Genomic DNA, 25,114 nt, shown 5'->3' with positions numbered 1-25,114 from the left:
ACCTTGGCCTCGACCCCTGCGCTGGTCAGCGCGCTGCGCGAGCTCGGCGACCGGCCCGCCGTCGTCGCCGACGGACGCGCGATCAGCGGCATCGGCCTGCTGCTCGGCGTCTCCCCGCCGGGCGGCCTGCCGCGGGCCCTCGCCGATCGCGTCGCCGAACACGCCGCACTGGCGCCCTCCGCCGCCCGCGCCGCCGAGGAGCGGCTCCGCCACTGGGCCGGCGTCCTCGGCCCGCCACCGATCCGGCACACCGTGCTGCACCCGGCCACCGACCTCGCCGTGGAACTCGCCCTGGCCACCCTGCTGGCCGGCGGCACCGTGCACTGCGCCGACCCCGACCAGGCGCCCGAACAGCAGCTCACCGCCATCGCCGCCAACGGCACCACCCACCTCAGCCTGCCCTCCACCCTGCTCTGGCGGCTCAGCCGCCAGCCCGGCCTGGCCGAGCACGACCTCGCCGCGCTGCGCCTGGTCCTGCACGTCGGACCGGAGCCCCGACAGGACGACGTGTACGCCGCCGTCGACGCCCTTGGCGCCGTCCTCGCCCACGTCCGTGCCCCGCACAGCGAGGCCGAGGCCGCCGACCGGCGGCTGCGCGCCGACGCCGAGACCGCCACCGCCGCCGCCTGGAAGCACAGCATCGGCGTCACCGCCGAACAGATCACCGGGTTCGGCGCCCACCTCGACCGGGCCGTCCTCAGCGCCCTGCTGCACACCCTCCAGCAGGCCGGAGTGCTCACCGACCCCTCCCGCGGCTGGTCGGAGGCCGAACTCCTGGCCACCGCCCTCGTCACCCCCGCCCAGCGCCCCCGGGTCGGCCGCTGGCTGGACGCCCTCGCCCGGCACGGCCTGATCACCCGCCAGGACGGCGGCGCCCAGGGCCCGCTCTTCCACGGCGCCCCCGAAATCACCGCCGCCCACGTCCGGGAGGCCTGGCGGCCCGCCGTCGAGAGCTGGGCCGACGGCCTCGGCACCGCCCCCGTTCTGGATCGGGTCCGGCGCAGCGCACTGCGCCTGCCCAAGCTGCTCACCGGCGAGGAGGCGCCCCGCCCCGCCGCCGCCCCGGTCCGCTGGGCCGCCGCCCGCGGCTACCTCGGCGCCGCGCTCGGCACACTCGTGCGCGCCACCGCCGAGACCCACGACGGGCCGCGGCCGCTGCGGGTCCTCGAACTCGACCGCGACGGCGCCGAGACCGCCGTCGCCCGCGCCTTGGCCGCCCGGCCCCGGCAGAACGCCGACCACCACCTCGCCCCCGACGGCGGACGCTACGACGTCGTGGTCGCCACCGCCGCCGGCCGTCCCGACGGGGAGGTTCCGGCGCTCGTCGACCAGCTCGCCCCCGGCGGCCGGCTGCTGCTGCTCGCACCCGTCACCGAACAGCTCGACCTGCTGATCACCGGTGACCACCGCGGCCTCACCGCCCACCCGGCCGACCACTGGCGGGCCGCCCTCACCGCCGCGGGCTGCCCCACCGTGCTCACTCTGCCGGCGGACGGGCACCCGATGGGGCTGCTGGGGCAGGGACTGTTCGCGGCACGGGTCGACTGACCGCACCGTCCGCGGGCTACGATCGGGCGCATGGCCGCTTCCGTGCGTTCGATCCGCTCCCGCACCTCGCTCGGCTCGATCGGTTCCATCGGTTCCATCGGCTCGCTGCTGTCCATCGGCTCGGTCGGGTCCGTCCTCTCCATCGGCTCGGTCGGCAGCGTGCTGTCCGTCGGCTCGGCCGGCTCCGTCTTCAGCGCGTTCTCCGCGTGCTCCTGGCTCAGCGTCGGCTCGCTGCTGTCGGTGCGCTCCCGCTGGTCCGTACGGGGCCGGCGCCCGGGGCGGGGGCCGTCCGTGCTCGACCGGTGAAGCAAGGGTCACGTACTGCCACCCCGATCCGTACCATTTCGATACCAAAGCCCGGGTGAGCTGCGGGAATCCTCGCCGCGCCGGGGCGTCCCCCGGTAGGCTCCGGCCCCAGGGCCTGTCCGGCGGGCGGCGGCGCGCCGCCCGTGCCGGCGTACCGGGGGCAGACCCCCGCGGGCCACTCGGTGGGCTCCGCGCACTCGACACCGCGCGCCAGGGCAGTCGCGCGAACGGCGAAGGGCATCGCATTGGCGGATCGGCTCACCGGAGGAGACTCCTCGCTGCTGCGGCGGATCAACGCGGCGGTCACGCTTCGGGCGCTGCGGACCGGCCACTCCGTGACCCTCACTCAGCTCGTCGGCGAGACCGGGCTCTCCCGGCCGACCGTCGAGGGCGTGATCGAGGGCCTGGTCGAGACCGGACTGGTCGCCGAGGTCGAGCAGCCCCGGGAGGACGGCCAGCCGGGCACCGGCCGCCGCGGCCGCCCGGCCCGCTGGTTCCGCTTCCGCGCCGAGGCCGGGCACATCCTCGGCATCGAGATCGGCGTGCACGACATCCGGGTCATCCTCGCCGACCTCACCGGCGAGGTGGTGGGCAGTCACTTCAAGCCGGTCGACGAGACCCTGGACGCGGAGGAGCGGCTCACCGCCGTCCGCGCCGCCGTCGCCGAGGTCCTGCGCAAGGCGGGCATCTCCCGGGACAACCTGTGGGCCGTCGGCATCGGCACCCCCGGCATCGTCGACCGCGAGGGCACCATCCGGCTCGGCACCGCGATGCCCGGCTGGACCGGCCTCGACCTCGGCGCCCGACTGCGGCGCTCCTTCCGCTGCCCCGTCCTGATCGAGAACGACGCCAACCTCGCCGCCATCGCCGAACACTGGCAGGGCGCGGCCGTCGGCGCCGACGACGTGGTCTTCGTGATGGCCGGCCTCAGCCCCGGCGCCGGATCGCTCATCAACGGCAAGCTCCACCGCGGCTACGGCGGCGCCGCCGGCGAGATCGGCGCCCTGCACCTGCTCGGCCAGGAAGTCACCCCGGAGAAGCTGCTCTCCACCACCGGCAAGCCGCTCAACCCCCTCGACGAGGCCGCCGTCGCCCGCGTCCTGCGGCTCGCCCGGGAGGGCGACGAGGTCGCCAAGGTCGCCATGGACCGCTTCCTGACCAGGCTCGTCCAGGGCGTCGCCGCCCTGGTCCTCGCCATCGACCCCCAGCTGGTGGTCATCGGTGGCTGGGCGGCCGGCCTGGACGGCGTCCTGGAGCCGCTGCGCGAGCGGCTGGCCCAGTTCACCCTGCGGGCGCCGGAGGTGGCGCTGGCCGCGCTCGGCTCGGAGGTCGTCTCCATGGGCGCCCTGCGCGTCGCCCTGGACCACGTGGAGGACCAGCTCTTCGCGGTGGACCCGCCCCGTGTGTGAGCCGGACCCACCCCAGGCCCGGAGGTCGGGCGCGGGGGTCGAAGGTCGGGGACCGGAGGCCGGACAACGACAGCGGCCCGGACGCCAGTTGGCGTCCGGGCCGCTGTCCGAGGGTGGGTGCGGAATGGTTCAGGAGGCGGTGCGGACCTCGGAGGTCGCGGCGACCGGGGTGACCTCGACCAGGCCGGTCTCGCCGAAGGTCAGCTTGCAGGTGTCCGCGCGGTAGGTGGAGACCGCGAGCGCCACCAGGCGGCCGGCCGAGGCGTACTGGGTGGTCATGACCAGCACCGGGGTGCCCGGGGGGCGCTCCAGCAGGGCGGCCTCGTCGGCCTCGGCGACACCGAGCTCGACGGCGCGGGACTCACCGTCCACCTCCAGGCGCTCCAGCTGGCGCAGCACCGAGCGGGCCCGGTCGCTCTCGGCCCGGAAGCCGGGCAGGTGCGGCAGCGCGGAGGCCGGGACGTGCAGCGACTCGGTCGCCATCGCACGGCCCTCGACCAGGCGGACCCGGCGGACGGTGTGCACGGTGGCGCCCTCGGCGATGCCCAGGCCCTTGGCCAGCTGCGCGGAGGCCGGGGCGGTGGTGCAGTCCACCGTGCGCCAGGCCTGGCTGCGGCCGGCTCCGGGCCAGCCCTCCTCCTGCCGGTTGACCGGGACGCCGACCCGCGGGGCGGCGATCAGGGTGCCGATCCCCCGGCGACGGACCAACCGGCCCTCAAGCTCCAGCTGGTCCAAGGCCTGCCGCAGCGTCGCCCGGGCGACACCGAAGCGGGCGGAGAGGTCGCGCTCGTTCGGCAGGACCTCGCCGGTGGAGAACTCCGAGTCGATGGCCCGCAGCAGCACCGTGCGCAGGTGCCAGTACTTCGGTTCCGGCACCGCCGAAAGCTGTCCCGTCGTCCCGACCGTGCCCACCGTGTCCTCCACCTGGTCTGTCCGCCCTACGACAAGGAGGGCGGAACCCGGGCCCGCTGCCCGCTGTTGCGGCAGGTGGGAGAGCGAGCCTTTATCCGTCCTTCTTTATTAAAGGTCCTTGCAGTAAGCGACCCTAGGGGCTGCCTCCGGAGATGGTCAAGACCAATGGCACGGCTTGATACGACCGTCGCGAACATTCATGCCACGTTCACGACAGCCCGCGCCGGCGCCGTGCCACGACCCCCCGCCGCGCGTCACGGTTCGGGACGGACACGACCAATGGGTAGGCTGCCCGGGTGATCGTGGTGACGAGTGTGAACGTGAACGGAATCCGGGCGGCCGCCAAGAAGGGCTTCGTCGAGTGGCTGGCCGGAACGGAGGCGGACGTGATCTGCCTCCAGGAGGTGCGCTCCGAGCCCGGGCAGCTGCCCGTCGAACTGCGCGACCTGGACGGCTGGCACGCGGTCTGGGCCCCCTCCGTCGCCAAGGGCCGGGCCGGCGTCGCCATCCTCTCCCGCCAGGAACCGCAGCGCACCGCGATCGGATTCGGATCCGAAGAATTCGACAATTCCGGCCGCTACGTCGAGATCGACCTCCCGGGCCTGACCGTCGCCAGTCTCTACCTGCCCTCCGGCGAGGTCGGCACCGAGCGCCAGGATGAGAAGGAACGCTTCATGGTGGAGTTCCTCGTCCACCTCACCGCCCTGCGCGCCCACGCCACCGCCGCCGGCCGCGAGGTCGTGGTCTGCGGCGACTGGAACATCGCCCACCGCCCCGAGGACCTCAAGAACTGGAAGGCCAACCAGAAGTCCGCCGGCTTCCTCCCCGAGGAACGCGCCTGGCTCTCCCGCGTCTACGACGAGGCCGGCTACGTCGACGTCGTCCGCGCCCTCCACCCCGACCGCACCGGCCCCTACACCTGGTGGTCCTACCGCGGCCGCGCCTTCGACAACGACTCCGGCTGGCGAATCGACATGATTTGTACAACGGGGGGTATCGCACGCCGAGCCACGAAGGCATACGTGGAGCGGCCCGCCTCCCACGCCGAGCGGTGGTCTGACCACGCGCCGGTCACGGCGCACTTCGATTACGAGGCCTGAGCCGGCGTAGTCAGCCCGGCCGCCCGGCGAACCTTGGACCCGGCATCATCCAGTCCAAGGAGGAATCACCGATGGGACAGCGCAGGAGCAGGGGCCGGGTCTACCGCCGGTGCGGTTGCCAGGACGAGAACAGGAAGCAGCTCGGCCCGTGGTGCCCGCAGCTGATCGCGGACGCCAAGCACGGTACGTGGACGTACGCCGTCGACCTCGCCCCCTAGGACGGCCGTCGCCGCACCCGCCGCCGCGGTGGCTTCGCCACCCACGCGGAAGCCGCCCGGGAGATGGCACGGGTGCTGGACGGTGAGCTGCGCGGGGTCTACGAGGACCGCTGCACAGCGGTGGCCGGCTACCTGCGCGAGTGGCTTGCCGATCCCGCAAGCGCCCACGGCCAGGGCCCGAGCCCCTGGCCGGTCCGGTGTTCGCGTGGCTTCAGCCGGACGCGGTCGGCATCGCGCTCGTGGGGACGGGTTGGTGGAGCATCGTCCACACCGCCGCGGTCACCAGGGCCTGCTCGGCGGCTCCGGCTTCGGGTTCGGCCAGTCCGAAGATGGTGGAGGTGAACACCGAGACGGTGCGGCGGCCGGTGGCGTCGGTGTAGTCCTCGCTGGAGTAGCTGGGAACCACGCCCCACGACAGCCTCGGTCCTTCTGGCCAACCACGGCCTGCTGGTGTTCGGCCCGGACGCGGCTGCCGTCGGCCCCCTCGTGGTGGCGATCGAGGAAAGCGCCGAGGCCGAGATCGCCGCGGCAGCGATCGGCGGGGCCGTGAACTTCCCCGAAGGCGCCCTGAAGGCTGTCCGAGCCTCGATCGCACGAGTTTCGTCATGACGGATGACATCTTCACGCAGCGTTCCGAGGTTCTGCGGGATCGCTACCGCTCGACGCTCGGAGTCGTCCCGGGTGGGGGGAGGACCGTTTGCGGGTGGCTCAAGCCTTCGGCCAGCTCCCTACGGAGGAGGCGTTCGCGGCACTGCGGCACATCGTGCTGACCGACAGTCCACTCGGCGGGCGGGTACAGCAGCTGGTCCACTTCGGGCAGCTGCTGGCTCTCGGCCGGGCAGAACCCGCCCGGATCCACGCCCGGGGAGCGCTCCATGCGGGCGCCGGCATCGCCGACCTCATCGGCGTCGCCGAGACCTCGCTCATCACCTCCGGCACGCCGGCCTACGCGCTCGGCATCGAGATCATCGTCGAACTCCTGCAGGCCGAAGACGGCAGGGCAGGCTGACCGGAAGCCTCTGCCGGCCATTCGCCGCTGCCGGTGACGAGGCAACACCACCGGCACGGAGAACGGGTGGCTTCCGTTCGTGCTGCACGCCGTGGACACGTGTCGTTCACCTACTGGGCGCGCATCGTTTGTCGCTCGGCATCGCGGATGGCGCGAGCGGCGTTGATGAGCCCGATGTGGCTGAAGGCTTGGGGGAAGTTGCCGAGTGCCTCTGCCGTGGTGGAGTCGGTCTCCTCGGCCATCAGGCCGAGGTCGTTGGCGTGTGCGAGGGCGGCCTGGAAGGCGTGTCGTGCGCGGGTGGTGTGGCCGGTGAGGGCGAGGGCTTGGGCAAGCCAGAAGGTGCACAGCAGGAAGGTGCCTTCTTCTTCCCGCAGCTCGTCGGTGAGGTAGCGGCGGACCAGGCCGTTGCGGTCGGTCAGTTGGGTGGCGATGGCGAACACGGTGGATTGGACGCGGGGGTCGTGCGGTGGTAGGAAGCCGACGATGGGCAGCATCAGCACGGAGGCGTCGAGGTCGTCGCTGTCGAATGCCTGAGTGAAGGCGCCCAGGTCGGAGTTCCAACCACGTCGTTCGATGGCTTGGCGGATCTGGTCGCGCTCGTGCTGCCAGTGGGGCAGGCGTTCGTCGGCCTGGAGGGCGGGGGCCATGGCGATGGCGCGGTCCAGGGCGACCCAGCACATCAGTTTCGAGTGGAGGAAGTGTCTGCTGGGTCCGCGTCTTTCCCAGATGCCCTGATCCGGTTGGGGCCACCGTTGGGCGGCTGCCTCGGCCGCCTGGAGCAGGAGGGTGCGTGTGGCCGGGTCGAGGGGCTCACCGGGCGGGAGGGTCTGGTGGGCGGCGTCGAGGAGTTCGCCGTAGACGTCGAGTTGGCGTTGGCGCCAGGCGTCGTTGCCGATTCGAACGGGGCGGCTGTTGCGCCAGCCGGTCAGGTGGGGCAGGAGCCGCTCGCTCAGGTCGCGTTCCCCGCCGATGCCGTACATGATCTGCAGGTCGACGCCGCGGTCGAGTTGGGTTGCCGCGGCCCGGGCGAGGAAGCCGAAGAAGCGGTTCTTCTCCTTGTCGCAGGCGGCCGTGGCAAGCGCCTGAAGGGTGAAGCTCGCGTCGCGGACCCAGGTGTAGCGGTAGTCCCAGTTGCGCGTCCCGCCCGTTGTCTCGGGCAGGGAGGTGGTGGGCGCGGCGACGATGGCTCCGGTGGGCGCGAAGGTCAGGGCTCGCAGCACGCGTCCGCTGTGGCCCACCTCGTCCTGCCAGGGGCCGACGTAGCCGCGGTGGAGCTTCGACCAGGAGCGCCAGCCGTCGATGGTGTCGGACATGCGGCGCCGGATCCGCCCCGCCCGCCAGCCCACCGGCTCCCTTTCCCACGCCGGTTCGACGTGCAGGGCGAATTCGAGGCGGTGCCCCGCCGAGAGCGGGATTCGGCCGTGCGCTGTGGAGCCGCTCACCCGCAGGTCGACGGGGCTCGACAGCAGCAGAACATGGGCGCCCCCGTATGCCGCGAGCCCGCCTCGCACGGTCGAGAGCAGTGGGTGGACGAGTCCGAACTCCGGGCGCGGGGCGTAGGCGATCTCGATGTTCACCCACCCTTCGGTGCAGGTGATCTGCCGCAGGAGCGTTCCGGGGGAATTGGTGCCGAGCGCGTGCCCGCGTTCGCGCCGCCCCAGGGCAAGGGCATCGTGCAGGACCGCCGTACCCGCGGTCGTGCGGAAGGTCGTCTCCAGAACAAGGGTGTCTTCGACGTAGCGGCGGCTGATGTCGACCGAGCCGGTAGGGCGGATGGACCAGTGGCCGGCGTCCTCGTCGAGGAGTCGGGCGAAGATCGCCGCGCTGTCGAACCGGGGCAGGCACAACCAGTCCACCGAGCCGTCGCAGGTGACCAGCGCGGCCGAGCGGCAGTCGGACAGCAACGCGTGGTCACCGATCGGTCGCGCACTCATGCGTCGCAGCCCGTCCACCTCGGACCGGACGCGGCCCCGCCGGGACGACGTGAGCAGTCGCCTGCGCCGCAGAGCTCTCCAGGCGCCTGACGAGTGTCATTGATCCCAGCCTCCCTGCACGGCGGATTCACCCCCACCCAATCACCACGATCGGTGGATCGCACGTGCCGGCCGCCGACGGCTGCCCCGACCGGGTGGCACGACCTGGTGCCGCGCCCCACTCTCGGTGCCGGGCCGGCCTACGTCGTATCTCCTCAACGTCATGGTGCGGCGTCACGACCCGCTGCGGGTCGTTTTGGTGGCGCGGGCGGCTCGATGGACGCGGCGGAGTTTGAGTGCGAGGGCCAGTGCGGAGGCGGCGAAGAGCACGGCGGTGATGGCCAGCCATCGGCCGAGGTAGACGTCTTCGGGCAGTCGTGCGGCACCGGCGTAGGGGATCGACAGGTCGAGGATGAGGGGGAACCAGACGAGCAGGACCTCCCGATCGAGGTCGACCACCATCCGCGCGTGACCACGGTAGTCGTCGGCGTGGAGATTGGCGCCCTGGGCGGCGGTGAAGTCGAGGTCGACGACCTTGACGCGGTGGCCGGACCGGGCCGCCTGCTCGGCGGTCAGGCCCACGGCGGCCGCCTCGGGGTCGGTGAAGAACACCTGGGGCACGGCGTGCTGGTCGGCGGTGGTGGCGTGGTCACCCCACGGGCCGTCGTCCAGGGGCGGGCCCGCGGCGCGGGCGCCGATGGCGTCGTCGGCGGTCCGCGCCTGGTACTTGCCCTGGTGGGTGAGCAGGGCCCGGTGGTTGACGTCGCCCACGGCGTACAGCCACGCGCCGTCGACCCCGCGGACCAGGCACGTGGTGTCCACCTCCAGCCACGTGCCCGGAAAGAGACCGACCGTGTCCAGGCCGATGTCCTCGGTGCCGGGGGCCCGACCGGTGGCGAACATGACCTCGTCGGCCCGCAGGTCGCTGCCGTCGTCGAGGGTGAGGGTGACAGGCCCGGCGGGGTCCGGGCGGCGCACGGCGGCGACCTGGGTGCCGATCCGCACGTCCACGCCCGCCTGGGTGAGGCTGTGTGCGACGAGCTCGCCCGCGAAGGGTTCCATGCGGGAGACCAGGCGGCGGCGGGCGAGCAGGGTGACCTGGGAGCCCAGGCCCTGCCAGAGGGTGGCCATCTCGATGGCGACGCCGCCGCCCCCGACGATGGCGAGCCGGCCGGGCACGGTGCTGGAGTCGGTGCCGTGCCGGTTCGTCCAGGGCCGGACCTCCCCGATGCCCGGGAGGTCGGGCAGCAGCGGCCGGCTGCCGGTGGCGATGGCGACTGCGTGCCGGGCGGTGAGGGTGAGGCGTTCGCCGTCGTCCCCGGTGACCGTGATGCGGCGAGGGCCGTCGAGGCGGCCGTGACCGCGGAAGAGGTCGGCACCGATGGACTTCACCCACTCGGCCTGTCCGGTGTCGTCCCAGTCGCTGACGTAATGGTCGGGCGGGCGAAGACCCGGTCGGTGTCGAGCGGACCGGTGACGGCCTGCCGGGCTCCGTCCACGCGGCGGGCGTCGGCGAGAGCGATGACCGGCCGCAGTAGGGCCTTGCTGGGGGCGCAGGCCCAGTAGGAACATTCGCCGCCGACCAGTTCACGCTCCACGACGGCCACGGTGAGGCCGGCGGCGCGGGCACGGTCGGCGACGTTCTGGCCGACCGGACCGGCACCCAGCACGACCACGTCATAGGCGCCGCTCTCCTGGTGATCACGTGCTTCGCTCATCGCTCCCTCACATCCGGTCGGGGCCGGCGGGGCCACATCCCCGGGTCATGTAACGCGCGGTGCGCGCACGGCCGTCATGCCTGGCCGCAGCAGCGGCCATCTGTGCTCCTCATAGCCGTACTCGGGCCGTGACCGGCCTCTGACCCGGTTCACGGGCTCGGGAACAGGGGCCCGCCGGCCATGAGGCCGCCGTCGACCAGGAGGATGTGCCCGGTGACGTAGCTCGCCTCGGCCGAGCCCAGGAAGCGGACAGTCTCGGCGATCTCCTCCGGGGTACCCGCCCGGTGCATGGGCAGCACCGAATCGACCGCGTCACGCGCCGCGTCGTCGCCGGTGAACCGCTCGTACATGGCGGTCCGGGTGAATCCGGGCGCGACCGCGTTGACGCGGACACCGTGAGCGGCGCCTTCGAGTGCGGCCGCCTTGGTGATGCCGGCGACGGCATGCTTGCTGCCGACGTAGAGGGCCGCCTCGGGGTAGCCCATCAGGCCGAAGCAGGAACTGACGTTGACGATGCTGCCGCCGCCCTGTTCCCTCATGACCCGGAACTCGTGTTTCAGGCAGAACAGCGTCCCCTTGACGTTGGTGTCGAAGATGCCTTGGTAACGCTCGTCGGTCACCTCGCCGACGGGGCACGGCGTTCCCTCGGTGCCGGCGTTGTTGACGGCGACGTCGAGCCGTCCGAACCGCGCGACCGCGCGGTCGACGAGCTCCTCCACCTCGGCGTCGAAGCGGACGTCGGCACGCACGAACTCAGCCTGGGCGCCGAGGTCGGCCAGTTCCCTGACGAGTTGCTCACCCACGTCCTCATGGCGGCCGGAGACCACCAGGTTCGCGCCCTGACGGGCGTAAGCGACGGCGGTGGCACGGCCGATACCGGTGAGCGCGCCCGTGACGAGGACGACAGGATCAGACAACGCGAGGGTCCTTTCTCCAACCGCACAGGTGAATGACGGGCCAGCGGTGCGGAACCCGGTCGACACCGGGCTCCTCTTCGGGCCGTGCTATCCCCCGGTACCCCCGTGCAAGGAAGGTGTCCCAACCGGACGACAGCCGCATCGGACCAACCGCCGCATCCGTCGAACGGCGGCACTTGATGCCCTGCATGGCCCACGGCAACCGGGGCAGAGGACCCACAGGCGGTCACCCGAGCGGAGGGAGACCGCGGCTTCGAAACGGAGCCGCCATGGGAGGCAGAGCGGGGAACGATCCGCACGCTGGAACGCGCTCGCGGGACAACTCTCCGGCTCTCTCGTTCCTCGAAGCCCGCGCGAGCGCGCCCTCCCGGTAGCGGCAGTCGCCCATCCAGCGCGGACGCGAGGGCGTCCATGAGCCCGTCACGCGCTCGCCACGTCGGCGGGATCCGCAGCGGTGAACTTTCCGCTCCGCGCGCGGGAGTACCGGACTCGCGCGAGCCCTGCCGGTCCTACATTGCTGCTTCCGTGGCCTCTATGCCTGGTAGGCCGCGGAGATCTGGCCGACCAGGACGGCGAACGGCATGTCGAGGGCGGCGTAGACGGCGCCGGACTCGGGGGCGGCGTTGTCGGCCAGCGCCTCGACCATGAGGGTGGCGTAGTCGCTGACGACCACGCCCGCCTGCTGCATGCGCAGCAGTCCGGCCTCCCGCTTCGTCCGGCTGAAGGTGCCGGAGGCGTCCACGGCGACGTACGCGTCGTGCCCGGCCGCTGTCGCGGCGATCGCCGGCAGTGCCGCGCATACCTCCAGGGACACCCCTGCGAAGATCAGTTTCTGCCGTCTGGTGGCCTCGACGGCCTCGCGGACCCTGCCGTCGTGCCAGGCGTTGACCGTGCTCCGGTCGATGATCTTCTGCCCGGTGGGCAGGGCCTGGACCAGTTCGGGGAAGGTCGGCCCCCACATGCTCTCGGCCGCGGTGGTGGTCACGACCAGCGGAACGTCCAGCGCGGTCGCCGCCTTCGCCAGCGCTACCACGTTGTGCTTCAGCTCGCCCAGGGGGATGTCCCGGACGCCGGACAGGAGGCCCACCTGGTGGTCGACCAGCACCACGGCGGCGTTCTCCCGGGTGATCGGTTCCAGGAACTTCACCACGCTTTTCGGCGCCGAGTCGACCGCCGCCGAGGTCATCGCGGGCGTCGACCTGACCGGCCGCCGCGCCGTCGTCACCGGCGGGGCCTCCGGCATCGGCGTCGAGACCGCGCGTGCCCTCGCCTCGGCGGGCGCCCAGGTCACCCTCGCCGTCCGGGACCTCGCCGTAGGCGCCCGCACCGCCGAGGACATCACCGCGACCACCGGCAACAAGGACATCCACGTCCATCCCCTGGACCTGGCCGACCAGGCCTCCGTCGCCGCGTTCACCGCCGCCTGGGACGGGCCGCTGCACATCCTGGTCAACAACGCCGGCGTGATGGCCTCACCCGAGCTCCGCACACCGGAGGGCTGGGAGCTCCAGTTCGCCACCAACCACCTCGGGCACTTCGCACTGTCCACCGGCCTGCACGCGGCCCTGGCGCAGGACGGCGGCGCGCGCGTCGTGGCCGTCAGCTCCAGCGCCCACCACCGCTCCCCCGTCGTCTTCGACGACATCCACTTCCGCGAGCGCCCCTACGAGCCCTGGTCCGCCTACGGCCAGTCCAAGACCGCCAACGTCCTGTTTGCGGTCGAGGCCGCCAAGCGCTGGGCCGCGGACGGCATCACCGCCAACGCCCTGATGCCCGGCGGAATCCGCACCAACCTCCAGCGCCACGTCTCCGACGAGGAGCTAGCCCGGCTGCGCGCCCAGGCCGCCGGCGGCACGGAGCTGAAGTGGAAGACCACGGAGCAGGGCGCGGCGACCTCCGTCCTGCTCGCGGCCTCGCCACTGCTGGAGGGCGTCAGCGGCCGCTACTTCGAGGACTGCAACGAAGCCGTCCGCGGCGAACTCGGCGCCCGCACCGGCGTCGCCGAATACGCACTCGACACCGAGGCGGCCACCCTGCTCTGGCAGGTCTCGCACGACACCCTGGGCACCCGCGACTGACTCCCCCTGCCCCGAGAAGGACGGCGGACAAAACCGCCCTGGTCGGGGTGGCGCGGCGGGCCATGGCCGCCGTCCACCGCCAGGCCGACCACCAGTCGTCCCTGTTCCCGCCGGACGCGCCACCGGAGGGGCGCGTCTTCGCCACCGTCGACGGCGCGCCGCTGCGGCCCCAGCACAGCGGTGGGGATCCGCAGCATCAGGTGGCCACGCACTGGCCGGTCTCGCGCTGGAGCCACTGAACCGGCAATGAGCCGCTGTCGGCACCAACGCCGGCCTCCTGGGACCCGGGAGGCCGGATGGCGAGGCGCGTATCAGGCGAAGTGCCGGATACTCGTCGGGTCTGCGGATGCGTACGGCTGCCACCCGTCCGTGGCGGGCCGCCCGGTGGCTGTGAAGGCCGCTGCCGCGCGGGAGAAGGTATCTCCGAGAGTGCGGGCGGCGGCGGTGGCCTCGCCGAGCATGGGGCTGTCGGGGTAGGCGTCGAAGGTGTTGAAGAAGAAGGGGAGTTCGACGCAGTGCGCGGCCCCCAGATGCGCGGGGTCGCCGGCCGGGGCGTGGTCGAACTGGTAGACGTAGGCCGGGTTGTCGGCCGCGGCATGGTGGTCGGCGATGGCGATGGTCCCGTCACGGAAGACGAGTTCCGTCGCGACCTCGGTCAGGACCTCGCTCGGTGCCGCGCCCGGGAGCCGGGCGGCGGCGCGGTCGAACCGCTCGGCGCCGCCGCCGGTCTGTCCGGCCACGATCGAGCGGGCCTGGCCGGCCGTGATGGCTCGGATGCGCGGGTCGAACGCGAAGAACGAGGTCATCTCGTTCCTGGTGGTGCCGGTCAGCAGGTCCTTGCCGTCGAGCCGTCCGGTGGCCACGGCCTGCTGCCAGGCCACCGGCATGCCGGTGGCGCCGAGGACGGGGTACATCGGCGGGGCGACGTTGCCCGGGCGGGAGAGGTCCTGGGAGAGCTGTTGGTAGGCGGCCAGGAGCTGCACGACCGGGACGGCGCGCAGCGCGGCGCGCGGGTCCGGGCTGCCGTTCAGCCCGAGGAGGTCGAGGTAACTGCGGGCGTGGTCGGCGGCCTCCTCGGGGTCTTGCGGGCCGAGCCCGAACGGGCCGCTCTGCGTGATGAGGCGGTTGATGTGCGGGCCGGTGACCGGGGAGAGGGCGAGGTAGAGGGCGGAGAACGCTCCGGCGGACTGGCCGCCGACGGTGAGGTTGTCGGGGTCGCCGCCGAAGGATGCGACGTTGCGACGCACCCAGGCGAGGGCGGCTGCCTGGTCCTGCACGCCGAGGTTCTCGATGCCGTGTTCCGGCAGGTAGAGGTAGCCGAGTGGGCCGAGACGGTAGTTGGCGGTGACGACGACGATCTCGCCGGCAGCGGCCAGGTTGCGGCCGTCGTACCAGTCCCAGCCACCGGATCCGCTGGTGAACCCGCCGCCGTGGAACCACAGCAGGACCGGCAGGGCGCGCGGGGCTGCGCCGTCGGCCGGCAGGCTCGGGGTCCACACGTTGAGGGTGAGCGAGCCGTCCTCGTTCCAGTCGGGCGTGCGCCGTCCCATGACCGCTTCCAGACGGGAGGGGCTCTGCGGGACGGACGGGCCGGGGCGGTCGGCGTCGCGCAGGCCCGGCCATCTCGGGTGCTGCGCGGGGGCGGCGAAACGCCGCTCTCCCACCGGCGAAGCCGCGTAGGGGACGCCGCGGAAGGCGGCGACGCCGTCCTCGGCAGTGCCTCGGACGCTGCCCGACTCGGTGGTCACCACGGGGCGCTCGATCAGGTTCATGGGTATCGCCTTCCTTGCCGGAGCGGGGATGGCTCTGGTCTATCGTCGAGCAACGGAAAGCCGCGATAGACCCTGCATCGCTGCGTGATGTACGCCAGAAGTCATGGGATTCTGCTGGATATGGGACATGTCAGAGCGGAGCTGGACGAGACGGAGCGACGGATCGCCGCGGTGCTGATGGCGTCGCCGCGAGCGTCCTGGCGAACGGTCGCCAGGACCCTCGGCCTCTCCGAGCGCACGGTCGTGCGCCGCGCGACGCCGCTGCTGCACGACGGCACGCTGCGGCCCACCGCGGTGCGCAATCCCGACCGCTTTCCGCACCTGATCCCGATGGCTCTGCGGATCCGGTGCCGCCCCAGCCGCATCAGGGCGATCGCCGCGGGACTCGCGCGCCGGGCCGACACGGTGTGGGTCGACATCCTCGGCGGAGGGGACGAGATCAGCAGCGTGCTCTTCCTCGACGGACCCCAGGCCCGCACCTCACTCCTGCTGCGCGACCTGCCCGCCACCACCGACGTCCAGTCCTGGGACGCCTACGACCTGATGAAGGTGTTCCCCGCGGGGTTCGCCTGGAGCGGGGGACTGCTGACCACCGATCAGTTCGACTCCCTCACCCCCATCCTGCGCGAGCCCGGCGCCGCGCCCGAGATCCAACCGCTGGACGAGGCACTCATCGACCAGCTGGCCACCAACGCGCGCGCCGGCTACGACGACCTGGCCACCCGACTGGGCACCTCGGCCTCGACCGTGCGCCGTCGCCTGGACCTGCTCACCTCCGGGCACATGGTCCGACTGGCGTGCGAACTGGACCTGAGACTGCTGGGCATCGGCACCGAGGCGCTGCTGTGGATCGCCACCGGCCCCGGCAGCCTGGAAGCGATCGGACACGAGCTGAGCCGGCATCCGCAGGTACGGTTCGCCGCGGCGACGACCGGAGCGGCGAATCTGCTGGTGGCCGTCGCAGCCGAGGACCTCGGCGGGCTCTACACCTTCCTGACCAGGACCGTCGGATCGATCGACGACATCCGCAGCCTGGAGGTGACCCGGATTCTCAGCACGGTCAAACGGACCGGTCGGATCCGCCCGCCCGACGCCTGACGACCGCCGCGCAGCCGATCTCGGGGCACGTGCGGCACCTGGGTGACGCGGCCGTCCGCCTGCTCCCACCTCGTCTACGACGGTGCGATCAGCCTGCCGTGGCCGGCGAGTTCACGGGGGGTGCGGAGGATGAGCTTTCGGAAGATCTCGCGCGGGCCCCCTCCAACGCGGTGCGCCGGTGGCCCGTCATGAGGCGTCCGCAGCGAGCCGGTTCATGAGCGCGGTGGCCTGCAACGGGGTCTTGCGTGGCGTCGTTCGTCTTCAGCTCGCGGTCGGTGGACGGGATGCGGGTAGCTTTCCGTGCCGCACGGTGAGGTATCCGGCTGCGAGGAGCGCCAGCACGGTTGCGCATTCGGTGACGATGCTGATGAGCGCCTGCGGCGCGGGTTGCAGGCCATGCTCGATGCCGTCACCACTCTCCCGGCGTCCGACCCCGGCGACGGCGACCGGGCCTCCGACCTGCCGCACCGGCCGTACGGCTCCTTGCCTGGTCCGGACAAGGAGCCGTACGGCACCTCCGCCCGCACCTCCACCAGCCCGCCGGGCAACGGGCCCGATTCGGCAGACCAGCGGCCCCGGACAAGGGGTCGCCGCCCCTTGGGCGCGGTGGGTACGGGTGGGCACGGGTCGGCAGAGACGGCCCGGGGCCCGCCGGGCACCGGGCCCGGCCGGGTCGGCGCCGGTTGAGCCTGCTCAGGGCTTCCCCTTCGAGACGAAGAGGACGACGGCCGAGTCCGGGGCGACGGCGGCACCGGGCCGTGGCTCCGTGTTGATCACCGCTCCGGCCGGGGTGTTCCAGTCGGTGAAGTCCTGGACGCGTCCGATCTTCAGTCCGGCCTCCGTGAGGATCTTCTCGGCCCGGTCCTGGGTCATGCCGAGGACCGCGGGGACGGTGACGGAGGCGTCGCCCGGCCCCGGTTCGCTGTGGGCGCTGGGCGAGGGCGTCCCGCTTCCCATCGGGACGCCGGGGGACGCGGTGGCGGTGGTGCCGGGGACGGGCGAGGGGGTGTTCGGGACGGCGGACGCGGTCGCGGAGACACCGGAAGCGGCGGCGTTGCGGCCGGTCGGCCGGCCGGAGTCGTGCAGGGCGAAGGCCGTGCCGGCCGTGAGCACGATGGCGGCCGCCGATGCCGTGACGGCGACGAGGCCGCGCCGTCGGCGAGTACGGTGCAGGATGGCGGTGCCGTCGAAGGCGGGGGGGTGTGCGTCGTTCGCGAAGTCGTCCATGGCCTGGATCAGTGCCTCTCTGAAGTCGGGGCCCGGCATGGGGCCGTGGTGTCCGGTCTGGTCGTCGGGCGGGAACGGGGTCATCACGCACCTTCGAACTGGGGCAGCGGGGCGGTTCGGTGGCCGTCCGGTGCGGGCGGAGGCGGTTCGGGCTGGGGCACCGCGGTGCGCAGTCTGGCCAGCCCGCGGGCGAGTTGCGAGCGTACGGAGCCGGGTGAGATCCGGAGCGCCTCGGCGATCTCCCGGTCCCCCATGTCGTGGAGGTAGTACAGCACCACGACGCTGCGCATCCCGATCGGCAGGGCGTGCAGTGCCTGCACCAGCTCGTCACGGAGATCCACCAGCCGGTACGGATCGCGGGGGTCGGCGTGCTCCACGTCGTGCGAACGCTCGCCGATCCGGCGGAGCCTGCGCCACCGGTCGTTGGCCAGGTTCACCACGATCCGGCGGACGTAGGCCTCCGGCGAGTCCGCGACGGCGACCCGGTTCCAGTGCCGGCACGCCTTTTCCAGGGCCTCCTGCAGCAGGTCCTCCGCACTGTCCTGACTTCCGGTCAGGATGTAGGCGGTCCGGAACAGCGCCGCCGAGCGCTGCTGGACGAACTCGACGAAGTCGATCCTCCGGGCATCCCTGCCGCGCCTGCCCAGCCTCACCAGCTGCACGCCGATGCACTCATGCTCTCCTCCTTTGATGTTCCCGCACCCATGACGGCCTTCCACCGCTGCATGCTGCACGGGCCCGCCCGAAGTGACACACATCACCCGCCCCAGTGGCCGGGACGGGAGCGGGAACGCCGACGCCCCCGCCGGGAACCTGTCAGGGTCGGGGGGGCGTCGGGCCGCTGCGGCAGGCTGCACTCGCCCCGGTCCGGCGCGACGCCGACCGGGGGACGGCCGATGGTCGAGCGGCGGCCCGGCTCGGGCATCCGGGCGAACTGCTCGATGAGGCGCTTGGTGATCCCGGGCTCCAGCAGCGCCTCGCCCCGGGCGATCACCCGGATCGCCGCGACGAGTTCGGCGGGTGGGGTGTCCTTGAGAAGGAAACCGCTCGCTGCGGCGCGCAGGGCGTCGTGGACGTATTCGTCGAGGTCGAAGGTCGTCAGGACGAGCACGCGGACGTTCTTGTGGGCCGCGACGATCCGGCGGGTGGCCTCCAGCCCGTCGAGCTCGGGCATGCGGATGTCCATGAGGACGACGCCGTCCAGCACGATCGGATCTGGGGCATCGCCTGCGCGGGGCCGCCGCGCGCAGTCCGCTCACCACACGGGTCTGAACGAAACTTCCTGATCCGCGTGAACTGCGGCGATGTAAGTCCGCAGGTCCCGGTCGAGGGCGGCCAGGCGCTCGGTGCCGATGACGTCGGCCAGCTGTCCCTCGACCGTCGTCCACAGTTCGTCGGCCAGTTCCAGGTACTCGCGTCCGCGGGTGGTCAAAGCGAGCACCTGGGCCCGTTTGTCGGTGGTGTGCGGGCGCCGTTCGACGTAGCCCCAGTCCTCCAGCTCCGCGACCGCCTTCGAGGTCGCCTGCTTCGTCACCCCGAGATGCGCCGCGAGGTCGACGGTCGTCGCATGCGGATGTGAGGCCAGATACCGGAAGGTGTATCCGTGTGCCGGACGCAGCGGCTCCCGGCCCCGCTCGGCCAGCAGGGCGTGGAACCGGTCGGTCATCGCGCGGTACGTCACGGCCAGCAGCAGCGGTACCTGGCCTGGGCGCGCTTCGGTGAAGTCGGGACTGGGCGGCACGGCGGCTCCCCAAACAAAGTAGTCAATCCAGTTGACCGATTCCTGAGATCGGCCTATCTTCATATGGTCAAGCTAGTTGACTATATCTCTGGGAGTGACCGGGCCCCTGACCCCCCTCGCCGACGCGCCCACATTCGAGCGCGACGGCTTCACCTTCCGCCCGCTTGCCGTCCCCTCCCGCGGCAGCACCGAGCTGGCCATCTGGGCGCTGGAACTGGCACCCGGCGTCCACAGCGAGACCCACAGCATGGACCGCGAAGAAGTCTTCGTGGTCATCGAAGGCAAGGTCTCGGCGACTGTCGCGGGCGAGGACGTACTCGCCGAGGCGGGCGACGCGATCATCGTGCCCGCTCACTCGACCCTGCAACTGCGCAACGGCTGCCCACACGATCCCGCCAAGCTCACGGCCGTGACCAGCGCTGGCATGAAGGCGACCGTCGGCGGGGTCACCTTCGCGCCGCCGTGGGCCCAGTGAACCGGCAGGAGCAACCATGAACGACGTCACCGCCGTGGCCCAGCTGGTCCTCCACGAACGCCGGGCTCGCGACCGCGGCTGGTGGGACCTCATGCGAGAGTTCCTGGCCCCGGATGCCGCAATACGCCTCAGCTGGTTCCGCGGACGGGGAGCGGCGTTCATCGCCGCGTCTCAGGAGATGGCCGCGCGCGGTGACGCCGCGACACATATCCTTTCCCCGGCGACGGTCGACGTCGTCGGCGACCGCGCAGTCGTCGAGATCGGCGCGGCCATCCACCTGCGCGGCGATCTCCACGGCGTCGAAGTGGACCTCACCTCACATGCGCGCCTGCTGTACCGCGCCGAACGCCGCGGCGGGCGCTGGCTGATCACCTCGCTCGATCCCGTATACGAGTACGACAGCCTCGCGCCCAGCACCCCTGGCACGGCCGTGTGGCTCGAAGCCGACGTTCTGGCACGGGCCCGACCCTCGTACCGCATGCTGACGTGCCTGCTCAGCGCCAAGGACTACACCATTGCCGACGACCTTTACGGAGACGACCGACCCGAACCGGTTCGCCAGCTGTACCGGACGCTGTTCGACTGGCTTCGCGCCGACACCAAGAAATGAACAACATCCCGGAAGCCTTGGCGCACGGCAGGGCCCCTGCCGCCTTCGCAGTCGAAGCCATCGCATCGGTCCTTACGGCCGGTCGACAGGCGGCCCTGGATACTCGCCGCGACCGAGACGGGGACGGCACGGAGGGGAGCCAGCGATGAGTGCTGGGTTGGAGATCGCGCCGGACGAGGGGCGGGAGAGCGGCCGGCGCCGGCGGCGGGAACGGAAGAAGCGCCCGTGGTGGCAGGAGATGCTGATCCTCGTGGCGGTGGCGCTGGTGCTGGCCCTGGGGCTCAAGACCTTCTTCGTGCAGGCGTTCTCGATCCCGTCCGGCTCGATGCGGAACACCCTGCAGGTGGGTGACCGGGTGCTGGTGGACAAGTTCACGCCGTGGTTCGGGGCGAAGCCGGAGCGCGGGGACGTGGTGGTCTTCCGGGATCCCGGGAACTGGCTGAGGGACGAGCCGACGCCGCGGGTGAGCGGGGTGCAGAAGGCGCTGAGCTTCGTCGGGCTGGCGCCGGCGGCCGACGAGAAGGACCTGATCAAGCGGGTGATCGCGGTCGGCGGCGACACCGTGGACTGCGAGGCGGGCGCCCCGGTGCGGGTCAACGGGGTGGCGCTGGACGAGCCGTACCTCTACCCCGGGGCGACGCCGTGCGGGGATCGGCCGGTGGGGACGGTCAAGGTGCCCAAGGACAAGCTGTGGGTGATGGGCGACCACCGCAACGATTCCCGGGACTCGCGCTACCACACGGACGAGCCGGGCGGCGGGTTCGTGCCGGTGCAGAACGTGATCGGGCGCGCCTTCGTAGTGGCCTGGCCGCTGTCGCACTGGGGGACGCTGCCGGTGCCGGCCACCTTCGATCGCCTCGGCTGAGCCAATCGCCTCGGCCGAGCGCTGGTACTACCAACGCCAGCTGCACACAGGCCTGCTCGCCCTCGCTGCCGGGGATGATTTCGTGGCTGCTGGCCTGCTCGATCTGGTCGGCCGTGATGTCCAGTAGCCTGCGGTGGAGCCGGTACTTCTGACGGGCGGCGAGCTGGCGCGCCCAGCTGGCCGCGGCCTGCCTGGTGTAGGCGGCGTGGTGGAGGGCGGCCGGTTCCTTGGCGCTCCCCGGCCGGTCGTTGTGCCGGGGCTCGGCGTTACGGGCGGGGATCGGCAGCCAGGACGGCGTAGGGTCGGCCCCAGGCGCGGTACTGGCCTTGCGACCGGCCCGTTCAAACTCGCGGCGTGCCGGCACTCCGCCACCCGGGCAAGCGGTACGACTCGCCCTCCGGAACCGACCCTTGACGAGAAGGTACGCCTTGGCAACCGACTACGACGCCCCGCGCAACACTGGTGACGACGCCAGCGACGACAGCATCGAGGAACTGAAAAGCCGGCGTGATGACAAGCAGGGCTCCGCAGTCGACGTCGACACGGAGGCCGCCGAAGGCCTCGAGCTTCCGGGTGCCGACCTGTCCGGCGAGGAACTCACCGTCCACGTTGTGCCCCTTCAGCAGGACGAGTTCACCTGCATGACCTGCTTCCTGGTCCACCACCGCGCCCAACTCGCCGGTGAGGACGGGAACGGCCGGCCCATCTGCCGCGACTGCGCGTCCTGACTGCGAAGAGAGGCAGAGCTGACCGCATCCTGAACGGCGCACAGCCCAGACACCGCGCTCCTGGACGCCCTGCAGGCCGTCCGTGAGGCCCATGCGAAGCGGCCACCGTGCCGGACGTGCAAGGGCCCGCTCGGCGGCCGTCCGGGCTCCGAGCCGGAGTTGCGTGAGGAGGCAACGGCCGAGGCCGCCGAGTTCCCGGACTGCGACGCGGAGCGCGCCACCGCGTGCGGCGAGCCGCTGATGCTGCCACTGCCCACCGACCGTGGGCGTCCAGTGTGGGCCGGCCCAGCGGCCCAGCGCGGGAAACCGATTTCGTGTTGGCACGGTCATCGCTTAGAGTGATCTCACCGACGCGGGGTGGAGCAGCTCGGTAGCTCGCTGGGCTCATAACCCAGAGGTCGCAGGTTCAAATCCTGTCCCCGCTACCACCAGGGCCGGGGCCGGCGCACGATTGCGCGGGCCCCGGCCCTGTTCGTTGGTCAGCGGTGGGGTGCGCCGCGCGGCACAAGACGTGGCGGCTGGAGGGAGCGGCCGGGGCCGCGATGGGGTGGCCGATGAGCAGCGGTCGGGATGGCGACGGGCAGCGGGCGCCGACGTAGACGTGCGAGGCGTCCATCACCTGGTCGGTCCGGGCCCTTGGCCGATGGCTGCTGGTGGGATGCCTGTGTCCGGTTCTCGGTGACGGGTGAAAACGGTTCAGGCACGGATTTCGTGAAGGGCACGCCGAAGCAGTTACGTTCTGTAGTCCGTCGAGTCGGCGTGAGCGGCCCGCCGGGCGCGGCGAAGCTTGAGGGCGAAGGCCAGTGCGGAGGCGGCGAAGAGCACGGCGGTGATGGCCAGCCATCGGCCGAGGTAGACGTCCTCCGGCAGCCGCGTGTCGCCCTGGTAGGGGATCGACAGATTGAGGATCAAGGGAAACCACACGAGCAGCAGGACACCGGACAGGAAGGCGGGCACGCGCAGATAGTTGATCCACGGCACCGCGGGAGTGCGTTCCGGGCGGTGGCGCAGCACGGACTGGGCCGAGAGGTCCGCGAGTGAGTACAGGGGCAGCAGGATCAGGTCGTGGCCGATGGCCGCGCCGACGAACCAGATCGCCACCCCGAGCGGGCGCTCGGCGAACAGGCGCACCAGGGCGTAGCCGGTGAGGGCGAAGGAGCAGATCAGGACGAGGAGATGCAGGGGCCCGGAGCCGTACCAGCGGACGAAGCGCGCCATGTCAGGTCCTGAAGGTGAGTCGGTGCACCCACTTGGTGTTGTTCACGCCGGGGTTGGCCGGGACGATGATGCGGGCCGGGTAGCCGTGGTCGAGTGAGAGGTCCGCGCCGTTGACGCGCAGGGCGAGCAGTGATCGGGGGTCGTGGATCTGGTTGCCCCGCAGTACCACCGAGCTGTAGGGGCCGGGTGGTTGGACGGACTCCACCAGGACGCTTCCGGCGTCCGGCAGGCCCGCCAGGGCGGCCAGGTCGGCTAGCCGAAGGCCGCTCCAGTGCTGGTCGGGGGTGGACCATCCCTCCACGCAGGCGATCGGCAGGGCGGCGGCTTGCTGGGGCATCGCGAGGAGCTGTGTGCGGGTGAAGACGAGCATCGGTCCGAGGCCGTGGACCTCCAGCCGCCAGTCCGGGCCGACATGCGCCGGGTTGATGCCGACAGCGGCGGCCGTCTTGTTGATCTGGAAGCCGTTCGGTCCACTGCCCGGTTCCCGGTTGTGCGGCGCGAGCAGGGCGGTGCCGCGCAGCCGACCGCCGATGCTCTGTCCCGCGGTGACCGCCAGGAGGAGCAGCGAGCCGCCGCCCACCATGGCGAGCGTGCCGCGCCGGCTCATGGTCGGCGCGGCGGAAGCGGTCGGGACCAGGCCATCCGGGTCGGGGAGCTCCGGCCGGGTGTCGTCGAGGCCGGTGCGCAGCTCCGTCAGCAGGTTGCGGGAGCGCAGCGCGCGGGTCATCCGGCCGAGTTTGAGGCACACGTGGACGATGAACGCGGCGATGAACACCCAGGCGCCGTAGAAGTGCAGGGTGTAGAAGGAGCCCGGGAAGACGTAGTAGAGCTGGGTGTTGAGGATCCCGGTGACGAACTCGAAGACAACCCCGCCCACCAGCGCCAGCAGCGACAGCCGCTCCAGCGCATGGGCGGCGCTGCGGGCCGGCGGCCACTCGAACAGCTTCGGGATCACCGACCACAGTTTCGCCAGCACCACCGGCACCAGGACCACGCCGAGGGTCACGTGCACGCCCTGGGTCAGCCGATAGAGCCAGTAGGGATGCGTGGGCCAGTCGAAAAGGTAGAAGCCCAGCAGGCCCTTGTCCGGTGTCTGGTCGTTGAGCCGTCCGAGGCCAGGGTTGTAGGCGGCGTAGGACAGCGCGCCGGTCACGAAGAGGACCGGGATGCCGAACAGCAGCACCAGGCCGAACACCGAGGTCAGCCAGGGGCCGCGGATCGGGCTGCGCCAAAAGCCGGGACGGAACGGCCCTGGGGGCGGAGGGGTCTGCTCGATTCGCCGCACGAGGGCCCGGGTACGAGCGGCCCCCTTGGTGGCCCGCGCCGCCGCGGCAGCGCGAACGCGCCCGATGCGCCCCCGCGCGTGCTCCTCCTCCGGTCTCGGGCGCTGCGGCCCGTCGGAACCCGGGGCCGGCGGCCGTCCGCTGCTGCCCATCCGCCGTCTCCTTGTCCGCGTGTCGAATCTCAAAGGGGCGGATCGAACCTCACCGCCCCATCAGTGCCTGTCACGCCGCCAGCTACAAACTGGCACAGATCGGGCCGGCTTTCCCTGCCTGGTGGGCATGCGGGTGTCCGTCGCCAGCCGAACGGTCGAACTGGCGCTTCGCACTCACGGATCCCCGCACGGTGGCCCCATGACGCTGGGGTGCGACGCCGCAGCGCACCCAGTTGACATCGAAGTTCGGCGACATCGGTGCTCTACTCCTGTGGAGCTGAGGCCGTCAGATGACGCGGCCGAGAGCTTGAAGGTCGATCATGGTGGGGTCGCCGTGGTAGGCGGTCAGGGAGCCGTCGATGGTCAGCAGGCGGCCAGGACGGTCAGGGCCAGGACCGCCACGAGCGCGATAGCGCGCTGGGCAAGCGAGGCCTGTCCACTGCGCCTCCTTCTTGTTGTCGCCTGTTCGTACCCGTGTCGTCGACGTCTGCCCTGCGACAGGCACGTAGGCGCGGTTTCAACCGGCCTGTACGGGACGCTACTCGGCGGGCCGCACGCGATGAAGGAGTGCGGTGCTTAAGGAAGTATGACGGCCGGTTCGTGGGCCAACCTCGTGCGGGACGTGCGCCCTGTGGGGCGTGACATATCGCCAGTGTGTGCGGGTGGCCGACAGCAAGGTGCTGGGCCGCCTGGCCCGAGCCGGTGGCCAGGTCCACCAGGTCCTGCTGGTGGTCGTGGTGACCCTCGATCACCGACG

General features: G+C 71.8%; 26 protein-coding genes, 1 tRNA gene and 2 pseudogenes. 15 read left to right on the top strand and 14 right to left on the bottom strand.

Annotated elements, in window-relative coordinates; translation table 11 throughout:
• The first annotated feature begins 3 nt into the window (after nucleotides 1-3).
• From HS99_RS17010 to HS99_RS17000, 3 genes are all read left to right on the top strand, one after another.
• Entirely contained in the window at nucleotides 4-1,548 is a 1,545-nt protein-coding gene (locus HS99_RS17010; protein ID WP_050366969.1) for a hypothetical protein, read from the top strand.
• Nucleotides 1,549-1,578: 30 nt separating this feature from the next.
• The gene (locus HS99_RS17005; RefSeq protein ID WP_030278916.1) at nucleotides 1,579-1,854 is read left to right on the top strand and encodes a hypothetical protein; all 276 of its coding nucleotides are present in this window, start codon (nucleotides 1,579-1,581) and stop codon (nucleotides 1,852-1,854) included.
• A 245-nt stretch (nucleotides 1,855-2,099) separates the two neighbouring features.
• Entirely contained in the window at nucleotides 2,100-3,263 is a 1,164-nt protein-coding gene (locus HS99_RS17000; RefSeq protein WP_030550746.1) for an ROK family transcriptional regulator, read from the top strand.
• 129 nt (nucleotides 3,264-3,392) lie between these two features.
• Here HS99_RS17000 and HS99_RS16995 read toward each other — a convergent pair whose 3' ends face one another.
• A complete protein-coding gene (locus HS99_RS16995; protein WP_223886150.1) occupies nucleotides 3,393-4,139 on the bottom strand; it encodes a GntR family transcriptional regulator in 747 nt (248 codons plus the stop codon).
• A gap of 332 nt (nucleotides 4,140-4,471) precedes the next feature.
• Here HS99_RS16995 and HS99_RS16990 point away from each other — a divergent pair, with 332 nt between their 5' ends.
• Together HS99_RS16990 and HS99_RS44990 are read left to right on the top strand one after the other, a co-directional pair.
• The gene (locus HS99_RS16990; protein ID WP_030550750.1) at nucleotides 4,472-5,275 is read left to right on the top strand and encodes an exodeoxyribonuclease III; all 804 of its coding nucleotides are present in this window, start codon (nucleotides 4,472-4,474) and stop codon (nucleotides 5,273-5,275) included.
• A gap of 71 nt (nucleotides 5,276-5,346) precedes the next feature.
• Entirely contained in the window at nucleotides 5,347-5,493 is a 147-nt protein-coding gene (locus tag HS99_RS44990) for a hypothetical protein (protein ID WP_157846553.1), read from the top strand.
• A gap of 211 nt (nucleotides 5,494-5,704) precedes the next feature.
• Here HS99_RS44990 and HS99_RS16985 read toward each other — a convergent pair whose 3' ends face one another.
• A complete protein-coding gene (locus HS99_RS16985) occupies nucleotides 5,705-5,899 on the bottom strand; it encodes a hypothetical protein (protein WP_030278924.1) in 195 nt (64 codons plus the stop codon).
• Nucleotides 5,900-5,943: 44 nt separating this feature from the next.
• Between HS99_RS16985 and HS99_RS41325 the strand changes: the two genes are divergently transcribed.
• Both HS99_RS41325 and HS99_RS16980 read left to right on the top strand, forming a co-directional pair.
• Entirely contained in the window at nucleotides 5,944-6,102 is a 159-nt protein-coding gene (locus HS99_RS41325) for a hypothetical protein (protein WP_232543014.1), read from the top strand.
• A 94-nt stretch (nucleotides 6,103-6,196) separates the two neighbouring features.
• Complete coding sequence (locus tag HS99_RS16980) at nucleotides 6,197-6,502, top strand: carboxymuconolactone decarboxylase family protein (RefSeq protein WP_223886149.1); 306 nt, start codon at nucleotides 6,197-6,199, stop codon at nucleotides 6,500-6,502.
• Between the two features lie 110 nt (nucleotides 6,503-6,612).
• On the opposite strand, the gene HS99_RS16975 is transcribed toward HS99_RS16980, so the two are convergent.
• The 4 genes and pseudogenes from HS99_RS16975 to HS99_RS16960 form a co-directional block, all read right to left on the bottom strand.
• Nucleotides 6,613-8,436: a glycoside hydrolase family 15 protein gene (locus tag HS99_RS16975; RefSeq protein ID WP_030278928.1), complete on the bottom strand. Its 1,824-nt coding sequence runs from the start codon at nucleotides 8,434-8,436 to the stop codon at nucleotides 6,613-6,615.
• Between the two features lie 468 nt (nucleotides 8,437-8,904).
• Nucleotides 8,905-10,193, bottom strand: a pseudogene (locus HS99_RS16970) (dihydrolipoyl dehydrogenase family protein); the annotation flags it as partial.
• Nucleotides 10,194-10,342: 149 nt separating this feature from the next.
• Nucleotides 10,343-11,176: an SDR family NAD(P)-dependent oxidoreductase gene (locus tag HS99_RS16965; protein WP_232543013.1), complete on the bottom strand. Its 834-nt coding sequence runs from the start codon at nucleotides 11,174-11,176 to the stop codon at nucleotides 10,343-10,345.
• A gap of 466 nt (nucleotides 11,177-11,642) precedes the next feature.
• Complete coding sequence (locus tag HS99_RS16960; protein WP_167344923.1) at nucleotides 11,643-12,257, bottom strand: isochorismatase family protein; 615 nt, start codon at nucleotides 12,255-12,257, stop codon at nucleotides 11,643-11,645.
• Between HS99_RS16960 and HS99_RS16955 the strand changes: the two genes are divergently transcribed.
• Nucleotides 12,235-13,188, top strand: a complete 954-nt coding sequence (locus HS99_RS16955) for an SDR family NAD(P)-dependent oxidoreductase (protein ID WP_232543012.1) — start codon at nucleotides 12,235-12,237, stop codon at nucleotides 13,186-13,188. The genes HS99_RS16960 and HS99_RS16955 overlap by 23 nt on opposite strands.
• A 62-nt stretch (nucleotides 13,189-13,250) precedes the next feature.
• Nucleotides 13,251-13,427: a hypothetical protein gene (locus HS99_RS44985; protein ID WP_157846554.1), complete on the top strand. Its 177-nt coding sequence runs from the start codon at nucleotides 13,251-13,253 to the stop codon at nucleotides 13,425-13,427.
• Nucleotides 13,428-13,499: 72 nt separating this feature from the next.
• Here the strand turns inward: HS99_RS44985 and HS99_RS16945 are convergent, their stop codons facing one another.
• Nucleotides 13,500-14,960, bottom strand: a complete 1,461-nt coding sequence (locus HS99_RS16945) for a carboxylesterase/lipase family protein (RefSeq protein WP_030278939.1) — start codon at nucleotides 14,958-14,960, stop codon at nucleotides 13,500-13,502.
• A gap of 120 nt (nucleotides 14,961-15,080) precedes the next feature.
• On the opposite strand from HS99_RS16945, the gene HS99_RS16940 reads away from it, so the two are divergent.
• On the top strand, nucleotides 15,081-16,058 hold the full coding sequence (locus HS99_RS16940) for an Lrp/AsnC family transcriptional regulator (protein ID WP_030278942.1): 978 nt from the start codon (nucleotides 15,081-15,083) through the stop codon (nucleotides 16,056-16,058).
• A 261-nt stretch (nucleotides 16,059-16,319) separates the two neighbouring features.
• On the opposite strand, the gene HS99_RS16935 is transcribed toward HS99_RS16940, so the two are convergent.
• The 5 genes and pseudogenes from HS99_RS16935 to HS99_RS16915 form a co-directional block, all read right to left on the bottom strand.
• Nucleotides 16,320-16,526: a hypothetical protein gene (locus HS99_RS16935; RefSeq protein WP_030550754.1), complete on the bottom strand. Its 207-nt coding sequence runs from the start codon at nucleotides 16,524-16,526 to the stop codon at nucleotides 16,320-16,322.
• Nucleotides 16,527-16,751: 225 nt separating this feature from the next.
• Entirely contained in the window at nucleotides 16,752-17,369 is a 618-nt protein-coding gene (locus HS99_RS16930) for a PASTA domain-containing protein (RefSeq protein ID WP_030278944.1), read from the bottom strand.
• On the bottom strand, nucleotides 17,369-17,902 hold the full coding sequence (locus HS99_RS16925) for a SigE family RNA polymerase sigma factor (protein ID WP_267885510.1): 534 nt from the start codon (nucleotides 17,900-17,902) through the stop codon (nucleotides 17,369-17,371). The genes HS99_RS16930 and HS99_RS16925 overlap by 1 nt, the downstream gene beginning before the upstream one ends.
• A 296-nt stretch (nucleotides 17,903-18,198) precedes the next feature.
• Nucleotides 18,199-18,480, bottom strand: a pseudogene (locus HS99_RS46745) (response regulator); the annotation flags it as partial.
• A 60-nt stretch (nucleotides 18,481-18,540) separates the two neighbouring features.
• Complete coding sequence (locus HS99_RS16915; protein WP_232543011.1) at nucleotides 18,541-19,089, bottom strand: MarR family winged helix-turn-helix transcriptional regulator; 549 nt, start codon at nucleotides 19,087-19,089, stop codon at nucleotides 18,541-18,543.
• Between the two features lie 31 nt (nucleotides 19,090-19,120).
• On the opposite strand from HS99_RS16915, the gene HS99_RS16910 reads away from it, so the two are divergent.
• From HS99_RS16910 to HS99_RS16890, 5 genes are all read left to right on the top strand, one after another.
• Nucleotides 19,121-19,501, top strand: a complete 381-nt coding sequence (locus tag HS99_RS16910) for a cupin domain-containing protein (protein ID WP_030278953.1) — start codon at nucleotides 19,121-19,123, stop codon at nucleotides 19,499-19,501.
• 16 nt (nucleotides 19,502-19,517) lie between these two features.
• Nucleotides 19,518-20,111 carry a nuclear transport factor 2 family protein gene (locus HS99_RS16905; RefSeq protein ID WP_030278955.1) on the top strand — a complete coding sequence of 198 codons (594 nt, stop codon included), beginning with the start codon at nucleotides 19,518-19,520 and terminating at the stop codon, nucleotides 20,109-20,111.
• Nucleotides 20,112-20,256: 145 nt separating this feature from the next.
• The gene (lepB, locus tag HS99_RS16900; protein ID WP_046385901.1) at nucleotides 20,257-20,976 is read left to right on the top strand and encodes a signal peptidase I; all 720 of its coding nucleotides are present in this window, start codon (nucleotides 20,257-20,259) and stop codon (nucleotides 20,974-20,976) included.
• A gap of 428 nt (nucleotides 20,977-21,404) precedes the next feature.
• Nucleotides 21,405-21,704: a DUF4193 domain-containing protein gene (locus tag HS99_RS16895; RefSeq protein ID WP_030278960.1), complete on the top strand. Its 300-nt coding sequence runs from the start codon at nucleotides 21,405-21,407 to the stop codon at nucleotides 21,702-21,704.
• Between the two features lie 351 nt (nucleotides 21,705-22,055).
• A tRNA-Met gene (locus HS99_RS16890) sits at nucleotides 22,056-22,132 on the top strand.
• Nucleotides 22,133-22,436: 304 nt separating this feature from the next.
• Here HS99_RS16890 and HS99_RS16885 read toward each other — a convergent pair.
• Nucleotides 22,437-22,922 carry a hypothetical protein gene (locus tag HS99_RS16885; protein WP_030278962.1) on the bottom strand — a complete coding sequence of 162 codons (486 nt, stop codon included), beginning with the start codon at nucleotides 22,920-22,922 and terminating at the stop codon, nucleotides 22,437-22,439.
• A 1-nt stretch (nucleotide 22,923) separates the two neighbouring features.
• Nucleotides 22,924-24,207 carry a molybdopterin-dependent oxidoreductase gene (locus HS99_RS16880; RefSeq protein ID WP_046385906.1) on the bottom strand — a complete coding sequence of 428 codons (1,284 nt, stop codon included), beginning with the start codon at nucleotides 24,205-24,207 and terminating at the stop codon, nucleotides 22,924-22,926.
• Nucleotides 24,208-25,114: the final 907 nt, after the last annotated feature.

Origin of the sequence: Kitasatospora aureofaciens, from assembly GCF_001188955.3 — a bacterium.
Taxonomy (GTDB): Bacteria; Actinomycetota; Actinomycetes; order Streptomycetales; family Streptomycetaceae; genus Kitasatospora; species Kitasatospora aureofaciens.
This window is presented reverse-complemented; position numbering and strand designations above follow the sequence as displayed.